This window comes from Streptomyces huasconensis (assembly GCF_021028635.1).
GTDB lineage: Bacteria > Actinomycetota > Actinomycetes > Streptomycetales > Streptomycetaceae > Streptomyces > Streptomyces huasconensis.
Window position 1 is genome coordinate 4084135 of record NZ_CP086119.1, and the last position, 16362, is coordinate 4100496.

Annotated in this window: 18 protein-coding genes; 14 read left to right on the forward strand and 4 right to left on the reverse strand. The window is 67.2% G+C overall.

Annotation, left to right across the window (positions count from 1 at the left end):
- The first annotated feature begins 1 nt into the window (after position 1).
- The 13 genes from J2N69_RS18645 to J2N69_RS18705 all read left to right on the forward strand — a co-directional run bounded on the left by J2N69_RS18645 (position 2) and on the right by J2N69_RS18705 (position 12609).
- Entirely contained in the window at positions 2-829 is an 828-nt protein-coding gene (locus tag J2N69_RS18645) for an ABC transporter permease (protein WP_230901788.1), read from the forward strand.
- Positions 826-1809, forward strand: coding sequence for an LLM class flavin-dependent oxidoreductase (locus tag J2N69_RS18650; RefSeq protein ID WP_230901789.1), 984 nt, complete (start codon positions 826-828; stop codon positions 1807-1809). Before J2N69_RS18645 ends, J2N69_RS18650 begins: the two co-directional genes overlap by 4 nt.
- The gene (locus tag J2N69_RS18655) at positions 1802-2416 is read left to right on the forward strand and encodes a flavoprotein (RefSeq protein ID WP_230901790.1); all 615 of its coding nucleotides are present in this window, start codon (positions 1802-1804) and stop codon (positions 2414-2416) included. The genes J2N69_RS18650 and J2N69_RS18655 overlap by 8 nt, the downstream gene beginning before the upstream one ends.
- Complete coding sequence (locus J2N69_RS18660) at positions 2413-3429, forward strand: hypothetical protein (RefSeq protein WP_230901791.1); 1017 nt, start codon at positions 2413-2415, stop codon at positions 3427-3429. Before J2N69_RS18655 ends, J2N69_RS18660 begins: the two co-directional genes overlap by 4 nt.
- On the forward strand, positions 3426-4169 hold the full coding sequence (locus tag J2N69_RS18665) for a class I SAM-dependent methyltransferase (RefSeq protein ID WP_230901792.1): 744 nt from the start codon (positions 3426-3428) through the stop codon (positions 4167-4169). Before J2N69_RS18660 ends, J2N69_RS18665 begins: the two co-directional genes overlap by 4 nt.
- Before the next feature lie 41 nt (positions 4170-4210).
- A complete protein-coding gene (locus J2N69_RS18670; protein WP_230901793.1) occupies positions 4211-4468 on the forward strand; it encodes a hypothetical protein in 258 nt (85 codons plus the stop codon).
- A gap of 213 nt (positions 4469-4681) precedes the next feature.
- Positions 4682-4879 (forward strand): LxmA leader domain family RiPP, encoded by a 198-nt coding sequence (locus tag J2N69_RS18675; protein WP_230901794.1) that lies wholly within the window; start codon positions 4682-4684, stop codon positions 4877-4879.
- 90 nt (positions 4880-4969) lie between these two features.
- A complete protein-coding gene (locus tag J2N69_RS18680; RefSeq protein WP_230901795.1) occupies positions 4970-6241 on the forward strand; it encodes a M16 family metallopeptidase in 1272 nt (423 codons plus the stop codon).
- Positions 6238-7551, forward strand: a complete 1314-nt coding sequence (locus J2N69_RS18685) for a M16 family metallopeptidase (protein ID WP_230901796.1) — start codon at positions 6238-6240, stop codon at positions 7549-7551. The genes J2N69_RS18680 and J2N69_RS18685 overlap by 4 nt, the downstream gene beginning before the upstream one ends.
- A 180-nt stretch (positions 7552-7731) precedes the next feature.
- A complete protein-coding gene (locus tag J2N69_RS18690) occupies positions 7732-7929 on the forward strand; it encodes an LxmA leader domain family RiPP (protein WP_230901797.1) in 198 nt (65 codons plus the stop codon).
- Between the two features lie 89 nt (positions 7930-8018).
- Complete coding sequence (locus J2N69_RS18695) at positions 8019-9779, forward strand: ABC transporter ATP-binding protein (protein ID WP_230901798.1); 1761 nt, start codon at positions 8019-8021, stop codon at positions 9777-9779.
- A gap of 575 nt (positions 9780-10354) precedes the next feature.
- Positions 10355-11578 carry an amidohydrolase family protein gene (locus tag J2N69_RS18700; protein WP_230901799.1) on the forward strand — a complete coding sequence of 408 codons (1224 nt, stop codon included), beginning with the start codon at positions 10355-10357 and terminating at the stop codon, positions 11576-11578.
- Positions 11579-11688: 110 nt separating this feature from the next.
- Positions 11689-12609 (forward strand): FkbM family methyltransferase, encoded by a 921-nt coding sequence (locus J2N69_RS18705; RefSeq protein WP_230901800.1) that lies wholly within the window; start codon positions 11689-11691, stop codon positions 12607-12609.
- 394 nt (positions 12610-13003) lie between these two features.
- On the opposite strand, the gene J2N69_RS18710 is transcribed toward J2N69_RS18705, so the two are convergent.
- From J2N69_RS18710 to J2N69_RS18720, 3 genes are read right to left on the reverse strand one after another with little or no spacing between them, the layout of a single operon-like run.
- Positions 13004-13402: a hypothetical protein gene (locus tag J2N69_RS18710; RefSeq protein ID WP_230901801.1), complete on the reverse strand. Its 399-nt coding sequence runs from the start codon at positions 13400-13402 to the stop codon at positions 13004-13006.
- On the reverse strand, positions 13402-14139 hold the full coding sequence (locus tag J2N69_RS18715) for a GntR family transcriptional regulator (RefSeq protein WP_230901802.1): 738 nt from the start codon (positions 14137-14139) through the stop codon (positions 13402-13404). The genes J2N69_RS18710 and J2N69_RS18715 overlap by 1 nt, the downstream gene beginning before the upstream one ends.
- A 5-nt stretch (positions 14140-14144) precedes the next feature.
- Positions 14145-14366: a hypothetical protein gene (locus J2N69_RS18720; RefSeq protein ID WP_230901803.1), complete on the reverse strand. Its 222-nt coding sequence runs from the start codon at positions 14364-14366 to the stop codon at positions 14145-14147.
- 482 nt (positions 14367-14848) lie between these two features.
- Here J2N69_RS18720 and J2N69_RS18725 point away from each other — a divergent pair, with 482 nt between their 5' ends.
- Positions 14849-15619 carry a GntR family transcriptional regulator gene (locus tag J2N69_RS18725; protein WP_230901804.1) on the forward strand — a complete coding sequence of 257 codons (771 nt, stop codon included), beginning with the start codon at positions 14849-14851 and terminating at the stop codon, positions 15617-15619.
- On the opposite strand, the gene J2N69_RS18730 is transcribed toward J2N69_RS18725, so the two are convergent.
- Positions 15601-16359 (reverse strand): glycosyltransferase family 2 protein, encoded by a 759-nt coding sequence (locus tag J2N69_RS18730; RefSeq protein WP_230901805.1) that lies wholly within the window; start codon positions 16357-16359, stop codon positions 15601-15603. The genes J2N69_RS18725 and J2N69_RS18730 overlap by 19 nt on opposite strands.
- Between the last annotated feature and the right edge of the window lie 3 nt (positions 16360-16362).

Sequence of the window (16362 nt, forward strand, 5' to 3'; positions counted from 1 at the left end):
TATGACGCGTGCACTGACCGCCGGAATCGACCGCGGTGTACTGGAGCTCCGGCAACTGCTGCGCAGCCCCCGTGACGTGTTCACCCAGCTGAGCACCCCGCTCATGTTCATCGTCCTGGGATCGGTCCTCGACGGCGACATCCCCGGAAGCACCGTGCCCATGGCCGAACTGATGGTCGCCGGAGGGGTCGCGACCATGGTCATCCAGGCCGGGCTCCTGACGCTGACCCAAGCTCTGGCCGTGGAGCGGGAGGACGGCACCCTGCTGCGCGTGAAGACGCTTCCCGGTGGAATCCGCGCCTACCTCATCGCCAAGACGTTCGTCATGGTCGTGACCGCGCTGGGCGGCGCGGCCCTGATGCTGCTCGGCGGGACAGTGGTGCTCGGCTCCTCGCTGCCGTCGGACGCCACACGCTGGCTCACGCTGGTCTCCGTCCTCGTACTGGGACTCGTCGCCGTCGCACCGATCGGCGCGATCATCGGGTCGCTCCTGCCGAATTCGCGGGAGGCGCTGGGCACGGTGATGATCCCGCTGTTCGCGCTCATGATGTTCTCGGGCATCTACTTCCCGGTCACGGTCCTCCCGGACCTCGCCCAGGACGTAGTGGGGGCATTCCCGCTGAAGTGGATCGCCCAGGGCGTACGCGCCGCGCTGCTGCCGGACTCGGCACTGGCCGCCGAGGCGACCGACAGCTGGGAACTGGACAAGGTGCACCTGGTCATCGCCGTGTGGGCCGTCCTGGGTTTCCTGTTCGCCCCCCGAGTACTGCACCGGATGACCCGCCGGGAGTCCGGCAGCCGACTGAAGAAGAGTGAGTCCGTGCGATGAGCGCCACCATGAACCACATCTCCACCATCTTCCCCATCCAGCCCGACTCGCTCGATCCCATGGTGGAGTTCGGCACCTTCGCCCGTGACCTGGGTGTGCGCCGGATCTGGCTCGGCCAGTCACTGCGCATCGAGACGCACCAGGCGCTCGCGGCCTTCGCGGCGCGTGTGCCGGGAGTTTCTCTGGGCACGAGCGTCGCGCTGACGATGCTGCGTCACCCCTACCAGGCAGCCGTCGAGGCCCGCTCGATCAGCGCGCTGTCGGGCGCCCCGTACGTGGCCGGCTTCGGTCCGGGGGCGCGCGATTTCCAGGCGTCGCTCCTGGGCCGGCCCTATGAGCGCCCGCTGAAGATGGTGGCCGAATACGCCACCCTCGTACGCAAACTGCTGGACAGCGAGGTGCTCTCCCACCAAGGCGATTACTTCACCGCCACCACTGGAATGCTGCACGTGCCGGCACCCGCTGCCGAGGTGGGCCTAGGTGTCCTGCGGCCCGGCATGGCCCGGACCGTGGGGGAGGTCGCCGACGTCGCCATCACCTGGCTCACTCCCCACTGGTACATCGCCGACCAGTTGATCCCGGCGATCGGTGAGGGCGTTCGGCGGGCAGGCCGCACGGGCACCCCGCGTGTTGCCAGCGTCGTGCACGCTGCGGTCACCCGGCCCGGCCGCAACCTGCGACGGATCGTGTTCGCCGCCGCGGGACCGCACCTCACCTCGGAGCACTACACGGACATGCTGCGGCGTGCCGGAGTGGAGGTCAGCGCCTCGGACCCGCTCAAGGGCGCCGAAGAATTGCTGCGCAGGGAGGTCTTCGCCTCCGGCACGGTGGAGGACATCGCAGACGTCGTCCGGGCGCACCGGGCAAGCGGTGTGGACGAAGTGATCATCAACGTCTGTGGCGTTCACCTGACCGAGGGCACCCAGGCCGGCCTGCGGGACCTGCGCGAGATCCTTGAGGCGGTCGCAGACGATGACTGACCCCGGCAACGAGGCCGACAAGGGCGGACCGCCGCCCTTCGGTGGCCGTCGGCTCCTGTATGTGGTGACGGGCGCCCTCAGCGCCGCGCACACCCCGTTTTGGGTGAACTGGCTGAGCATGAGCTACCCGGAGCTGGAAATCAGGATCGCTGTCACGCGCAGCGCCGAACGGTTCGCTACGCGCCAGGCGTTGGCCCCGCTCATCCCTGGGGACGTGTTCACCGACGCGTGGCCTTCGGAGGCAGCCACGGTCGCGCCTCATGTCGAGCTGGCCGAGTGGGCGGACACGGTGGTCGTGAACCCGGCCACCTTGAGCTTTGTCGCGCGGTTGGCCACCGGCCTCGCGGACACTCCCGTCATGCTGGCTCTGCAGTGCACGCGCGCGGCGGTGGCAGTGGCACCCTCGCTGCCGCCCGGCGGGGTGGACTCCGAGGTCTTCGCGAAGCACGCAGCGGCGCTGCGCGCGCGCCGCAATGTGGTGCTGGCACCTCCCGTGATGGGTCTGAGCGTCACCACTGGCCGGAACGATGCCGCGCTGAACGCCCCCTTGCCTGATGTCATCGCGGCGTTGGAGGCGTTGCGGGCCGGCATCGGGAGAGCCGCGTGAGCGCGCACGCCCTCACCCCGGAAACCCCGGAAACCCCGGAAACCCCGGAAACCCCGGAGATGCCGGTGGCGGACTTCGGCACAGGTTTTCTGACCACGCGGATACTCGGGAACGGCGTCGGCTACCAGTGGACCCGCGTCCCTGGTCCCGACCGCGAGGACCCCTTCACCTCGGTACCGGAGTCCGTCCGTGCGGACACGGCCGCGCTCGGCCTCTCGGGTGTCCGGGTGGAGCTGGGCCGGGGCCGTCGGGCAGAGCGCCGGTATCCCGCGCCGCTGCCCTACACGCTCGCCCACGTGCTCACCACCTTGCCGGAGTCCCCCGACAGGTGGGCGGCCATGCCCCGGCTGCTCCACGACGTCGGGGTCACGGTGCGACGGGTGCACGACGAGGTACGAACCGGCCCGGTGGTGCGGCGTCCCAGCGGCGGCCTACGCCTGTCCCGGTGGCTGGCCCGCCGTGGCGGTCCTGGCGGGGCAGCCCGGCTTTTCGAGGCAGCCGGGCACCGGCTGGGTCGGCTACGCACGGACCGCGTTCGCCGCTGGCTGGGCGAGTGGGAGCAGGAGCGTTCCGATGACGTCTTGGTGCTCGGCGGGGTCGGCCTCGGCGCGGTGATCCCCGCGCGTCCGCCTCAGGCCGGCGTCCTGCTGGCGGGCGAAGAGCTGGCGCGCGGCCCTCGCGCTCACGACCTCGGATGGCTGCTGGGCGAGCTGGCCGAGTTCCGGCTGCTGCACTTCGCCGACCCTCGGTACACAGAGGCGGCAGCCCTCTGTGCGGCGGCTGCCCGTGCGGTGCTGCGCGGGTACGGCCCCGAGGCGGCGGACACCGAGGCTGTGGAACGCGCCGCGGTACTTCGCGTGCTCCTCCATGCCCACGACTACGCGGCATACGTCGGCTGGACCGAGCAGCTGCTGGACTACCTGGACCTGCTGGCCGAACTGATCGACACCCCCGCTGTCGCCGGCGCACCCGCCGAAGTCCCTTACGAGCCGACCGACTTGGAGAAGGCATGATCGCGCAGAACGCGCACTACAACGAGAAACTCGCCAGCGTCTACGAACAGATGTATCCGATCGGCTTCGACACCACGGCCGCGGTGGAGTTCCTCGACGGCATGCTCGAACCCGGCGGCAAAGTGCTGGAGCTGGGCATCGGCACCGGACGGATCGCCCTGCCCCTGGCCGAACGGGGACACGAGGTCCACGGCGTGGACGGTTCCGAGGCGATGTTGGCACGACTCCGGGAGAAGGATCCCCACGGAGCGATCACGGCGGTCCTCGGCGATTTCACCCAACCGCTCACGGACTTCGACGAGTCGTACGACATCGTCACGCTGGTACTGAACACGTTCTTCGTCGCTGTCTCCAAGGAGGCGCAGGTGGCTTGCCTGCGCAACGCTCGCGAACGGCTGGCGCCGGGCGGGCGGTTCGTCCTTGAAGCGTTCGACCCGTCGCCCTACCACGTCATGGAGAAGCCGGACTTCTCCATGCGCTACCTCGACGAGAGCACGGTGATGCTCGACACGCTCACCGTGGACAAGACACAGCAGCTCATGGTGGCGACGCACACCATCATCGACGGAGGTCCGCCTTCGACCACGCACCACGTGCTGCGGTACGCGTTCCCCCTCGAGATCGACCTGCTGGCCGAATTGGCCGGTCTGCGCTTGGTGGAGCGCTGGAGCGGGTGGTACCAGGAGCCATACTCCGTGACCAGCCCTCGGCATGTATCGGTGTACGAGCGGACAGACTGAACGGCATTCACTCACCATCGACCCTAGGGAGAGGGAGAAAAATGGACGGTATAACCGTACTCATCGCAGCGGGCGTCACCGGTGCCCTGGGGATTGCCGGGGACCAGGCCGTACGCAAGCGGAAGAAAGCATTCTGGAATCAGTACGGTTCTTATGAGGGATTCCGCAGTCAGGTGGACGAGCAGAGGATTCGCTCCGTGCAGCGTGACCGCGGTGACATCGCGGCCGTAAAGGCGGTGCGCGACAACTACCCGCTGGCTTCGATGGCTATCGCCAAGAAGTATGTGGACGGCCTGTAAGGGGCAGTGATTTCGTGCGGGCGGGGGTGGAGCCGAAGTGCGCCATTCCCGCCCGGTTTCTGCGCGCCCGCTGCTGATCCGGTGCTACCCAAGTTTTGCCCCTGAATATTCTGGGCCAGTAATCTTTCGAACTGGCCGGTTCCCTTCCCGGCGTGTTAGAAATTCGTGCAGGCGGAGCTGTTCGCCGAATTTCGAAGTATTGAGGAGAATGCAATGAACACCACCGACCAGCTGATCTCCGGGTACGCGGCCTACGCGACGGCCGAGGAGGTCGGCGCCGCCCAGACGACCGGCGCTCCGGAGGCCAGCCCGGTGGCCCTGTCCGCCACCGTGGTGATCACCGAGGGCTCCTACGCCCTGAGCGCCGGCATCAGCATGAGCGCCGGTGTGACCTTCGGCAAGGGCTGCTGAGCCTCTGGCCACATGCCGGTACCGGCCTGGCCGGTACCGGTTTGGCGCCCTTTTCCCGCCGACGGCAGTACCAGGCAAGCGGACAGGAATATGCGAAGACTGACTCTGGACAACGGCCTTCGCGTGGTGCTCGATCCTCGCCCCATGGCCCCGGCGGTCGGCATGGCGGTGCACTACGCAGTGGGGTTTCGCAACGAGCCGGAAGGCCGTAGCGGATTCGCCCACCTCTTCGAGCACATGATGTTCCAGGGAAGCCGGAACACGGGCCCGAGTGAGCACTTCCGGCACGTCCAAGCTGTGGGCGGCACCTCGGGCGCCTCCACGCACCAGGATTACACCGACTTCTACCAGGTCTGCCCCACCTCCGCGCTGGAGCGGATGCTCTTCCTCGAAGCAGACAGAATGGCCTCGCTGTGGTTGACGCAGAGGAACCTGCGCACTCAGCTCAGCGTCGTCAAGGAAGAGGTCCGCGCAAATGTGACCAACCGCGCGTACGGCGGTTTCCCCTGGACGGTGCTTCCTGCCGTCCTCTACGGGACCTTCCCCAACGCGCACAACGGCTATGGCCACTTCGGGGACCTCGACCGAGCAACCCTCGACGACTGCCAGGCCTTCCACTACCAGCACTATGCGCCGGGCAACGCCGTGCTCACCATCTCGGGCTCCTTCGCTCCGGACCGGGTCACCGACATGATCGAGCGCCATTTCGGCCGGATCCCCGCCCGGCCCGTACCGTCGCAGCCCTTGTTGTGCGAACCCCCGTTGACCGGGGAACGCCGGGGCACGCACCACGACGCGCACGCCGCACTGCCCGCCGTCGCCCTCGGGTACCGAATGCCCGATCCGGTGATCCGACGCGCCGACTATCTCGCCCATGTCGTGCTCTCGCTCCTCCTGACGGGAGGCGAAAACGCGCGGTTGACTCGAAGGCTCGTACGGGAGGGGGGCGTGGCCGCGTCGGTGCGGACCGGCTGCGGATTCTTCGGCCCCCTTCAAGCGCGCCACCCCGACACCTTCCACCTGGTGGCCGCCCACCCCCCGCACACGGCTGTCGACGACGTCCTGGGCGAGACGGACGCCATACTCGCGGACCTGGCCGCCACCGGACCCGATGAGCCCGAGCTGGCACGGGCCTTGGCCCGATCGTTCACCGCGGCGGCCCGGGGCTACGACAACCTCCTGGTACGCACCCGCCATACGGGTGCGTTCGAGGTACTCCACGGACGGGCCGAACTGGTCGACGAACTCCCTTACCTATTGCGGGCGGTGGACGCCGAGCAGGTGGCCCGGGCGGCGGGAGGACTTGCCGCCGACGCCAGGGGTGTGCTCGCCCTGACGCCCGCGGTCGGAGCGCTGCGATGACACACTCCGCACTGCTGCCCGAGCCGGACGGCGACCAGCACTTCGCCCTCCCTCCCTTTGTCGACACCCGCCTGAGCAACGGGCTGCGAGTGGTCACCGTGCACGCGCCGTCCGTGCCGATGGCGGAACTACGCCTCGCGATCCCCCTGCCCGCCCATACCGTTGACCCTGCGGCGGCTTCCGTGCTCGCCGCCGCGCTTGGCCGGCGCACGGCCCGGCACACCCCCGAGCAGATGGACGACATCCTGGGACGTCGGGGTACGACGCTGGACGTCAGCTGGACCGGCTCCCAACTCACCCTGAGCTGCTCGCTTCCACAGCAGTATCTGACGGACCTGCTCGCGCTGCTCAGCGAGGTCCTGACCGCTCCCGCCTACGGCGGTGCCGCAGGTCACGGGGCAATCCGCAAGGTCGTCGGCCATGTCCGGGCAAGGGCCGCGCAGCCCGCCGCGATGGCGCGCGACGCCCTCCAACGGCACTGCTGGCCCAGTCTGAGCACGAGCGGGCCGCCCGACGAAGCAGCCGTAGCAGCCGTGACGGCCGAGCAGCTCAGCACATTGCACCGCGAGGTGGTGCGGCCCGACGGGGCGTACCTCGTCGTCGTCGGCTCGGCCGACCCGGCCGCCACGGCCGGTGCCGCCGCATCCACGCTGGAGGCGTGGCGCCCGTCCCCGCGATCCTTCCCGCCACCGCCACCGATGACCAGTGCCGGGCTGCATGTGATCGACCGCCACAACGCCACGCAGACCCACATCACCCTCATGGCGCCGGCGGCCGCCCGCGTCGACCCCGTCTTCCCCGCGCTCAGCATCGGCAACTGTGTGCTCGGTGGTTTCTTCTCCTCCCGACTGTTCACCCGGCTGCGCGAAGACACCGGACTCGTCTACCAGGTCGAATCCAGCATCGAAGACGTTCTCGGCAGACAGGTCGGCTTCATCGAATCGGCTACCGCCATCGAATCGGCGCCCAGAGCACTCGGAGAAATAAGTCAAGTGTTGCGCCGTCTCTGCGATGAACCCCCATCGGCCAAGGAGATTCACGCAGCCAGCACCTACATGACCGGAATCACGAGCATAGGTCAGACATCCCAAGCAGGGATGGCGTCCACGCTGGCTGGTGTGATCGGATACAACCTTCCGCTCACGTGGCTGGTCGAGTTCCCTGAACAACTCCGCTCCGTTTCCCCGCAACAGGTGTCTGACGCGGTGCGTCATCACTACCGGCCGGCAGCTTTCTCCGGCGTCCTGGTAGGGCAGCACAGCGCTTTGGGGGACGACGTCCGGGCACTCTGGGACGAAAGCTGGAAGTAGCGACGCCCACGAAGCCGCGCGACCCTAAAGAAACAGTCGCCCTGAGCTGCGCCAATAAAAATTCTTCCGGACGTATGGCCGCAGATGAGGGGGATTCTCCGGAAAGAAATGGGTTGGGCGCCGGCGGCTATATGTGAGAGAAATTCTCCAGTCAGTTCCGAATTACTCACAGGAGCAACAGTGAACACTGCCGACCAGCTGATCTCGGGTTACACCGCCTACACCGACTCGGCCGAGATCGGCGCGGCCTCCTCCGCCGACGCCCCCGCGATCACCCCGACGACCTCGGTCACGGTCGTCTCCGTCGAGAGCATCCTGGCGTCGGCCGGTGGCGCCGCCAGCTTCAGCGCGGGCTTCACGATGGCCAAGGGCTGCTAATCCGGGGCCTGGTCCGGGGCGTCGCCTGCCGACGCCCCGGACCACCGCTCACGCCGCCGCACACCACGTCGATCCGGAAAGGGCCTCCCGTGCCGACAGGACCGAAGCCGTCACCGCAACACCCGAGACGCCTGCGCCTCCTCGGCGAACTGTCCCGCGGCCACATCCTCCAGATCTCGCTCGCGGTGCTGCTGAGCCTGGTGGCGACCGCAGCGACCCTGGCGGTGCCGCTCCTGGTGAGGGAACTCATCGATGCCCTCGCCCGGCGGGAGAGCATCCTGCGGTGGCTCGCCGTCATGGTGCCGCTGGCGCTGACAGGGGCGCTGGCGGCGTCGTTCTCCGGCTACCTCCTGGCCAAGACGGGCGAGCAGTTCATCCTGCGGCTGCGGGGCAGGGTCATGGAGCACACCTTGCGCATGCCGCTCAAGGCGGTGCGCGCGGCCGGAGCCGGAAACCTCGTCGCCCGCATCACCTCCGACGCCGCGCTGCTGCGGTCAGTGATCGACGTCGGCGTCGTCCAGCTGCCCGTCGCCGTCGTGACAGCCCTCGCGACCCTCGTCTTCATGGCCCTGCTGGACTGGATGCTGGTACTTCTGACCCTGGCCGTGTTCGCCGTGGCCGGCAGCGCCATCTGGCTGCTGCTGCGCCGGGTCCGCCAGGGTTTCGAGGGGATCCAGACAGCCACCGGCGCGCTCGCCCAGCGCTTCACCACGGTGCTCTCGTCGCTGGTCACCGTCAAGGCGCACCGCGCCGAGACGTCCACCAGCGCGTCCCTGACCCGTGACGCCGAACACATCACCGACGGCATGATTTCCGCCGCACGACTCCAGTCCGTCGTCATCCCCGTCATGTCGCTCGGGCAGGAAGTCGCCCTCGCCTGCATCGTGATCGCGGGCGGCGCACGGATCTCGCATGGAGATCTCAGCCTCTCCGACTTCATCGCCTTCCTGCTGTATCTGCTGCAGCTCGTCACCCCCATCACCATCATGGTGATGGGCCTGGGGCGTCTGCAAACGGGCCTGGCCGCGAAGGCACGGTTCGAGGACTTGCTCAGCACCCCCGTCGAAGCTGCGGGTGAACCCGGCGCGGCCCGGCCCGACGCCGGCGGTGACGCCGTGGTGTTCGACCGCGTGTCCTTCGGCTACGACGGTGAGCCGGTGCTGCGGGAGGTCTCCCTGCGGGTACCGCGGCGCGGGCTGACCGCTGTCGTCGGACACTCGGGGGCAGGGAAGTCCACCCTGCTCACCCTGATCGAACGGTTCGAGGATGCCTCCAGCGGGTCCATCACGGTGCTGGGGCAAGACGTCCGTGACTGGCCGCTCGACGCACTGCGCTCCCGGATCGGCTACGTCGACCAGTCCTTCACGCTTCTGGAGGGCACCGTCCGCGAGAACCTGCTCCTCGGACACAGGGACTCGAACACCGACGACGCCGCGCTCATGTCAGCGCTCGCCGAGGTGGGCATGGCGGACGTGGTACGCGCCCTCCCGAACAGCCTGGACACCGTGATCGGCCGTGAAGTGGACGTCTCGGGAGGCCAACGGCAGCGCATCGCCCTGGCCCGGGCCCTGCTCCAGTCCTCCGACCTCGTCCTGCTCGACGAGCCCACCTCGCAGTTGGACTCTCTCAACGAGATGCGCCTGCGCGACGTGATCGACACCCTCGCACGAGACCGTTCGGTTCTCGTCGTGGCCCATCGCCTGTCCACGGTGATGCATGCCGACCACGTCATCGTGCTGAAGGACGGCACTGTCGCGGAAACAGGCACCCACTCCGAACTGATGGCCAATAGCTCCCATTACCGCGACCTCGTCGAGGGCCAGCACTGGGCACAGGCCACAGCTGTATGACGGCTTCTCCGAACGGCGCTGTTTGGGGGCCATCCCCGGAACCACAGTCGAAGATCTAGGCCAGGGCCCAGATTGATGTGCGTGTGGTGTCAAGGGGGTTGCCCGACGGGCGGGGCCCTTCGAGCAGGCCATCCAGATCGTCGGAATCCGGTGGTACGTGGATGCCGACCAGCGCCGGTACGCACAGCCGGGGGCGCAGCGGGATGTGCTGCTGAGATCATCCGACCAGGTGGAACCCAGCGACACATCCGCAGCGCGCGCCTGCAGGCTTCAGGAGGAGCAGCGCCCGACCACAGCCTGAGCGGTCCGCCTTCGGTGGCAATCAATCCAAGATCGTTGTCAACGGACGCTGATCACTCACTTTGGGGTCTGGGCCACATAGTCCTGTCCCGTGGGCCGTTGCCACGTTGGCTTCATGGAACCAAATCGCTGTAAGGGCATCGGCAGTTGCACCGGGGTCAAGAGGGCGCGATCGGCTGCGCACCTTGCTGTCGGGTTGGCTCCGCCCTACTCTGCATCTGATGGCCCGTCAGGTGCGCGGTCGACGAACAAGCCGGTAGGTAGGGGGCACACGAGTGGTCAGCACCGAAGTCGGCACCAAGGAACTCCCTCGGATCATCAGCGTCGATGACCACGTGATCGAGCCCGCACACCTCTTCGACCGGTGGCTCCCCAGCAAGTACCGCGATCGAGGCCCGAAGCCCTTCACCGCTGGCATCGGCGAGCTCGCGTACGTCGGCGGGAAGTACAAGTTCACGACGGACCCGGACGGGCAGATCACCGACTGGTGGGAGTACGAGGGCGACCTCTTCCCGTACAAGCGCATCATCGCGGCCGTGGGATTCTCACGGGACGAGATGACGCTCGACGGGATCACGCGGGAGCAGATGCGCCGGGGATGCTGGGACCCGAAAGCGCGCCTGGAGGACATGGACCTCAACCATGTCGAGGCCTCGCTTTGCTTCCCGACCTTCCCCCGCTTCTGTGGTCAGACCTTCGCGGAAGCCAAGGACAAGGACGTCGGACTCGCCTGTGTGCGGGCGTACAACGACTGGATGGTCGAGGAGTGGTGCGGAGACAGTGGTGGGCGGCTGATCCCGCTCTGTCTGATCCCGCTGTGGGACATCGACCTGGCCGTGGCCGAGATTCGGCGCAACGCCGCTCGCGGCGTGCGCGCGGTGACCTTCTCCGAGATTCCGACGTACCTGGGGCTGCCGTCGATCCACTCGGGTTACTGGGACCCGTTCTTCGCTGCCTGCGAGGAGACGGGGACCGTCGTCAACATGCACATCGGGTCGTCGTCGCAGATGCCGGCCGCGTCGCCGGACGCGCCCCCTGCTGTCCAGGCTTCACTCAGCTTCAACAACGCGATGGCCTCGATGATGGACTTCCTGTTCTCCGGGGTCCTCGTGAAGTTCCCACAGCTCAAGCTCGCGTACAGCGAGGGACAAATGGGGTGGATTCCATACGCCCTGGAGCGGGCCGACGACGTATGGGAAGAACACCGAGCTTGGGGAGGCGTCAAGGACCTGATCCCCGAACCGCCGTCGACGTACTACTACCGGCAGATCTTCTGCTGCTTCTTCCGCGACAAGCACGGTATCGAGGCGATCGAAACGGTCGGCGTGAACAACGCGACCTTCGAGACGGACTACCCGCACGTGGACTCCACTTGGCCGCACACGAAGGAAGTGGCGACGGATCACGTAGGGCACCTTCCGGACGACGTCGCGTACAAGCTGCTGCGGGGCAATGCGATCCGGATGCTGGATCTCTCCTTTGATCGGGACCGGCACTGACGCAGTAGCCCGGGTCACCATCCGTTCCTTCCCCAGCACTGGGGGTTCAGGTGCATGGCGCAGGTGCCCCAGCGCTATCGTTCGCCCGTCCCCTGACGAGAGGCGATCGGATGAGCAACCCCGCGGCGGAGGTCCTGGTCACCCTGGCCCGTCGGTACGTACGCGCTGCCCCGGGCTCATGGGGAAAGGCCACGCTCGCTGAGCGGTATCTGAACCCGTGGCTGAGAGACCACCCTCGCCTACGCGCCACGCAGGCCCGGTCCGGTGCCCGGTTCGCTCTGGACACGCAGGACCTTATCCAGCGCTATCTCTACCTCTTCGGTACCTGGGAACCTGACATGACCCACTGGTTGGAGGGACGCCTTCGCCCCGGGGACGTGTTCGTGGATGTCGGTGCGAACATCGGGGTGTTCTCGGTCCTTGGCTCCCGGCTTGTCGGGGACACGGGTCGAGTGATCGCCATCGAGGCGTCGCCGACGTTCCACCGCAGGGTGTTGCAGCACGCCGACCTCAACGGGTGCAAGAACATCCGTGCCGTGAACGTCGCGGTGTCGGACGAGCGCAAGATGCTGAGGTTCATCCTCGCGAGCTCGAACAACATGGGAGCCAACTCCATCGTTCCTTATGACGGGCCGGCGGAGTCCACCTTCGAGATCGAGGCGGTGCCCATGGCGGAGGTCCTGCAGCCGGACGAGGTAGCCAGGGCTCGGGTGATCAAAATCGATGTCGAGGGTGCCGAGGGGAGCGTCGTCCGGGGCTTGGCGCCTTTGCTGGACGAGATGCGGCGGGATGTCGAGATTGCGATAGAGATCACCCCGGATCGTATGGAACAGCTTGGCGATTCGGCAGAGGAGCTGTTGGAGACCATGCGCAAGCACGGGTTCCACATGTACAAGCTGCCCACCGACTACTCAGCCGGCGCCTATCCCCATGCGATTCGGCGGCCTGCGGCTCCCGTCCGCTGGCAGGAGCCGATCACTGGGGAGACGGAACTGGTCTTCTCGCGCATCGACGCCGCAATCCTGTCCTGACCGCCTATGCCCCTCCGGGACTTCTCCGACGCGCAATGGCCCGGTACCTGACCTTCCAGGAACCGGGCCACGCGACGGCGACCGCCATGTCAGCGGTCACCGTCCTCAACAGCGCGGTTGCCGTCGTCGGGCGGTGGGTGGGTCATCAATGCCCGCCGACCCATTCCCTGCGCTGCGAGGCCTTCTGAGCTGCGCTGCAGGTTGGTTCACCAGCGCAGCGGGTAGAGCAGGCCACCCGCACATTCGGGGCAGTGGACGCGCCGACTGTGATGGCAGACCTCGCACCCATCGAAGCCGAAGCACTCCGGACACCAGACCTCCCGATGCCCAGCACAGAGGCCGCATCGCCAGGCCAATTCCTGACTGACTCGCTCCGGGCTCGTCGACGTGGCCATCAGAAGGGCTCCACCGGAAGCGTCGGGTCCTTCTCCTCTGGCTCGTCGCGCGCCTTGCCGCATCGCAGGCCAGGAAGTCGTTCGCCACGGCTCTCAGCTACGAGCAAGACGTCAGCAAGGGCCTCGCTCACACGACTAAGGGCGAACCGGAGAACCTGGGCGTCGGCACGTGGGTCACTGAGAACTTCCTTGGCGGCCTCCAGAAGCTTCTCCGCGGTGGCAGTCTGCGCTTCCTCGATGTCGTTCGCGAGACGTGCCACCGTGCTGTGGGCCTCGTCGTCAGTACTGAGGTAGCAGCGGTTGCCGTTGGGGCCGTGCCATGTCAGGAGACGAAGCTGACCTGCACGGGTCGAGACTTCCTGTTCTTCCTGCAGGGCGCCCGCATCGTCATAGATCATCAGGCCGCCTCCAACTCCCGTGTCCGGGTCGACTCGGTGAAGACCGCCTCTGCGCTGAAGCCCGGTAGGACGATGCGGGCTAGTTCGACAATGCGAGACTCGGCGTCCACGGAGACTCTCTGGATCTCCATGAGTGGAGCTCCGGCCCCGATGGCCAAGGTCTTCGTCTCCTCCTGGTTCGGGAGGCGAGAGACCACGCGCGTCCGCGTTTCGACGACGTGGACGCCGGCCCGCGAGAGAGCCTCTCTGATGTCCTCGCCGGTCGGCGTGGCGCAATGCGTCGGTGCTTCGAGTACGGCAACCGCGTGGGGAACGTAGATCAGGGCCAAGCTGTACGGGTCCGTGAGGTAATGCCCCTGGTAGCGGTACTCGGTCAGGACGCTGCCCACCGGCACACCGAGACTCGCAGCCACATCGTCCTTGGCCTTGGTGGCCCGCTTGCTCACGCTGACCTGCAGCGCGGTATCCATGACCGCGCAGCCGCCCGCCACACGGCTCGCGGTGTCGTAGGTGACGAGGCCCGGCTGGTGCCGCACGAAGTTGCCACGCCCGTGAATACGGATCAGCAGACCTTCGTTCTCGATCTGTGCCAGAGCGATCCGAACCGTCGGTCGGCTGGCTCGGTACTGTTCCATCAATGCGGACTCGGCGGGGATCGGAGTACCGGGTGCGTATGTGCCGCACTTGATGTGTCGGCGCAAGTCGTTCGCGATATGGACGTGACGGTTCTGAGCCACCGCGGTCACCACCTTCTGGCTGTCCGAAAGACGGTCAGCCGCGTCTTGAAGTGCATGTTCAGGACCTCGCCCGTGGTGAAGCGCAACGCTTTTCCCTGGGCGGGCAGCTCTATGAGATTCAGGACCTCGAAGGCCTGGCCGCCGATGTTCAGGACGTCGCCAGGCAGAATCGTTCGGGCCGTCACTTCGACGGTCTGACTGAGTGCCGCATGCTTCGGGTACGTCATGCTGCAACTCCCGCGGCGCGCCGCGACGTTGGGCGTACCCCTCGCTGTCCAGTCAGTGGTGCAGCCCGGTGATTTCCGTTGAACACGCTGATCAGCTCCCTAAAGCTGAAGGCCGTGGCCCCCGACGCCTGTATGCCGCGGGAACCTTTCTGATGGAGGCGTGGGCGATCCGGCTGCCTTTCGTGCTGACGAGCCCCCACTTGCCGCCCCAGCTGGCGACGGACGCGAGCAGCTCGTACAGCTGCTTCCAGTCCTCGGCAGGCAGGAGCCTGGTCACCTCCGTCTCCACGACGACGTACTCGCCGCGGTCGTACCGACGTGGGCTGAACCCAGCGGCCGTGAGGCCGGCCATGAGCTCTTCTGCTCGTACCTCTGCAGAGCACAAGGACGTTCCTCCGGTACTAGGCGGTCCCGCTGACTCATCTAGACGTCCAGGTTGAAGCTGGACGTCTAGATTAGAGGTGGTGGACTAGATTTTCCATATGCGAGAGCAGCCGACTTACCTTCGGATCGCCGATGAGCTACGGCAGCGTGTTGCTGGGCATGACTGGGCACCTGGCGAACAACTCCCGTCTCGCGCGGCGCTCGCGGCGGAGTACGGCGTCAGCGACGCGATCATCCGGAGAGCGCAGGAAGTGCTGATCACCGATGGTGTGCTGGAGGGCCGCGCGGGATCAGGGACTTATGTCGCTGAGCAGCGGAAGCGCCGGCGCATGGTTCGCTTCCACGCGGCGAAGCGGGTGGCAGACCTCGGACTCGGAGGGCCTGACCTGGGAGCGCTCGGTGAGGGCGAGACCTGGGAGGGGCGAAGTGACGTCATGACGCCCGCCCCGGCGAGGATCGCCGCGCGGCTCGGTATCGCCGAGGGGGATTACTGCGTTCGCACGGCCTACGAGCATCTGATGGACGACAAGCCCGTTTACCTGACCACGAGTTGGGAGCCGTACGACGTCACGAAGGGCTCACTCGTCGTGCTGCCCGACGGCGGCCCGCTGGCCGGGGCTGGTGTGGTGCGCCGCATGGCCGAGATCGGCATCACGGTTACCCGAGTCCAGGAGCGGTCCGAGCCCGGACAGACGAACGCCGAGGAGGCGAACCTCCTCGGCGTTCAGCGCGGAGCTCTCTGTACCCGCATCGAGCGGACCTTTTACGGCGACGATGGGCGGGCCGTTGAGACGGCGGACATCGTCGTCCCGTCCACGCTCTGCGAGATTGTGTATGAGTTGCCGGTCGGTCAGTCGCCGACCGGGTAGCGCCACTGGAAGTAGTCGAGGGCGCGGGCCCGCGCCTCCACTACGGCCATGCGCGCATCGCGTTCGGTGGTGTCCACGTGGGCGGCCTGGCCGGTCGCCTGCCCCTCCCACTTGCGGTAGAGGAGTCCGACCTCGGACGAGAACCAGCCGCGGGCAACGGAGTTGAGGGCCAGAAGGAGGCCGGTGTCCTCGGAGGCCGGCAGCGCCATCCATCCGCCGACCGCGAGCAGCAGGTCTCGCCGGACGAAGAGAGTCGCCGGGTGGACTTGGGCGCGATAGCTGTGCGATGCCCAGTAGTCGACGACGGCCTGGCGCTCGATCGGCCCGTGGTCGGGATCACCGGGGAAGCCCACGGTCGATCCGTCCGGCAGGAGATCGAGGACTCGGGAGGTCGCCCAACCAAGGCTCGGGTCGGCTTCGAGCGCCGCCAAGTCGCGAGCGAGAGCGCCAGGAGCGAGCTGGTCGTCCGCGTCCAGGACCTTAACGTACTCTCCGTCGGCGTTGGCGAGCGCCATCATGCGGGCGACGCCGGGGCCGCCGGGGCGCCCTTGGCGGAAGGTGATGCGCTCATCCTCCGGCACGTACGGCCTGACCCCGTCCGTCTGGCCGTCCTCCTGGATCAGCCAGTGCCAGTCCCAGCCGTCCGGCAGTTCCTGATCGCACAGCGACTTGTATGCGTCCGGCAGGAAGTGTGCCGACGGGGCGTGTACGGCCGTGACGATGATGATGCGCCGGCTCACGGC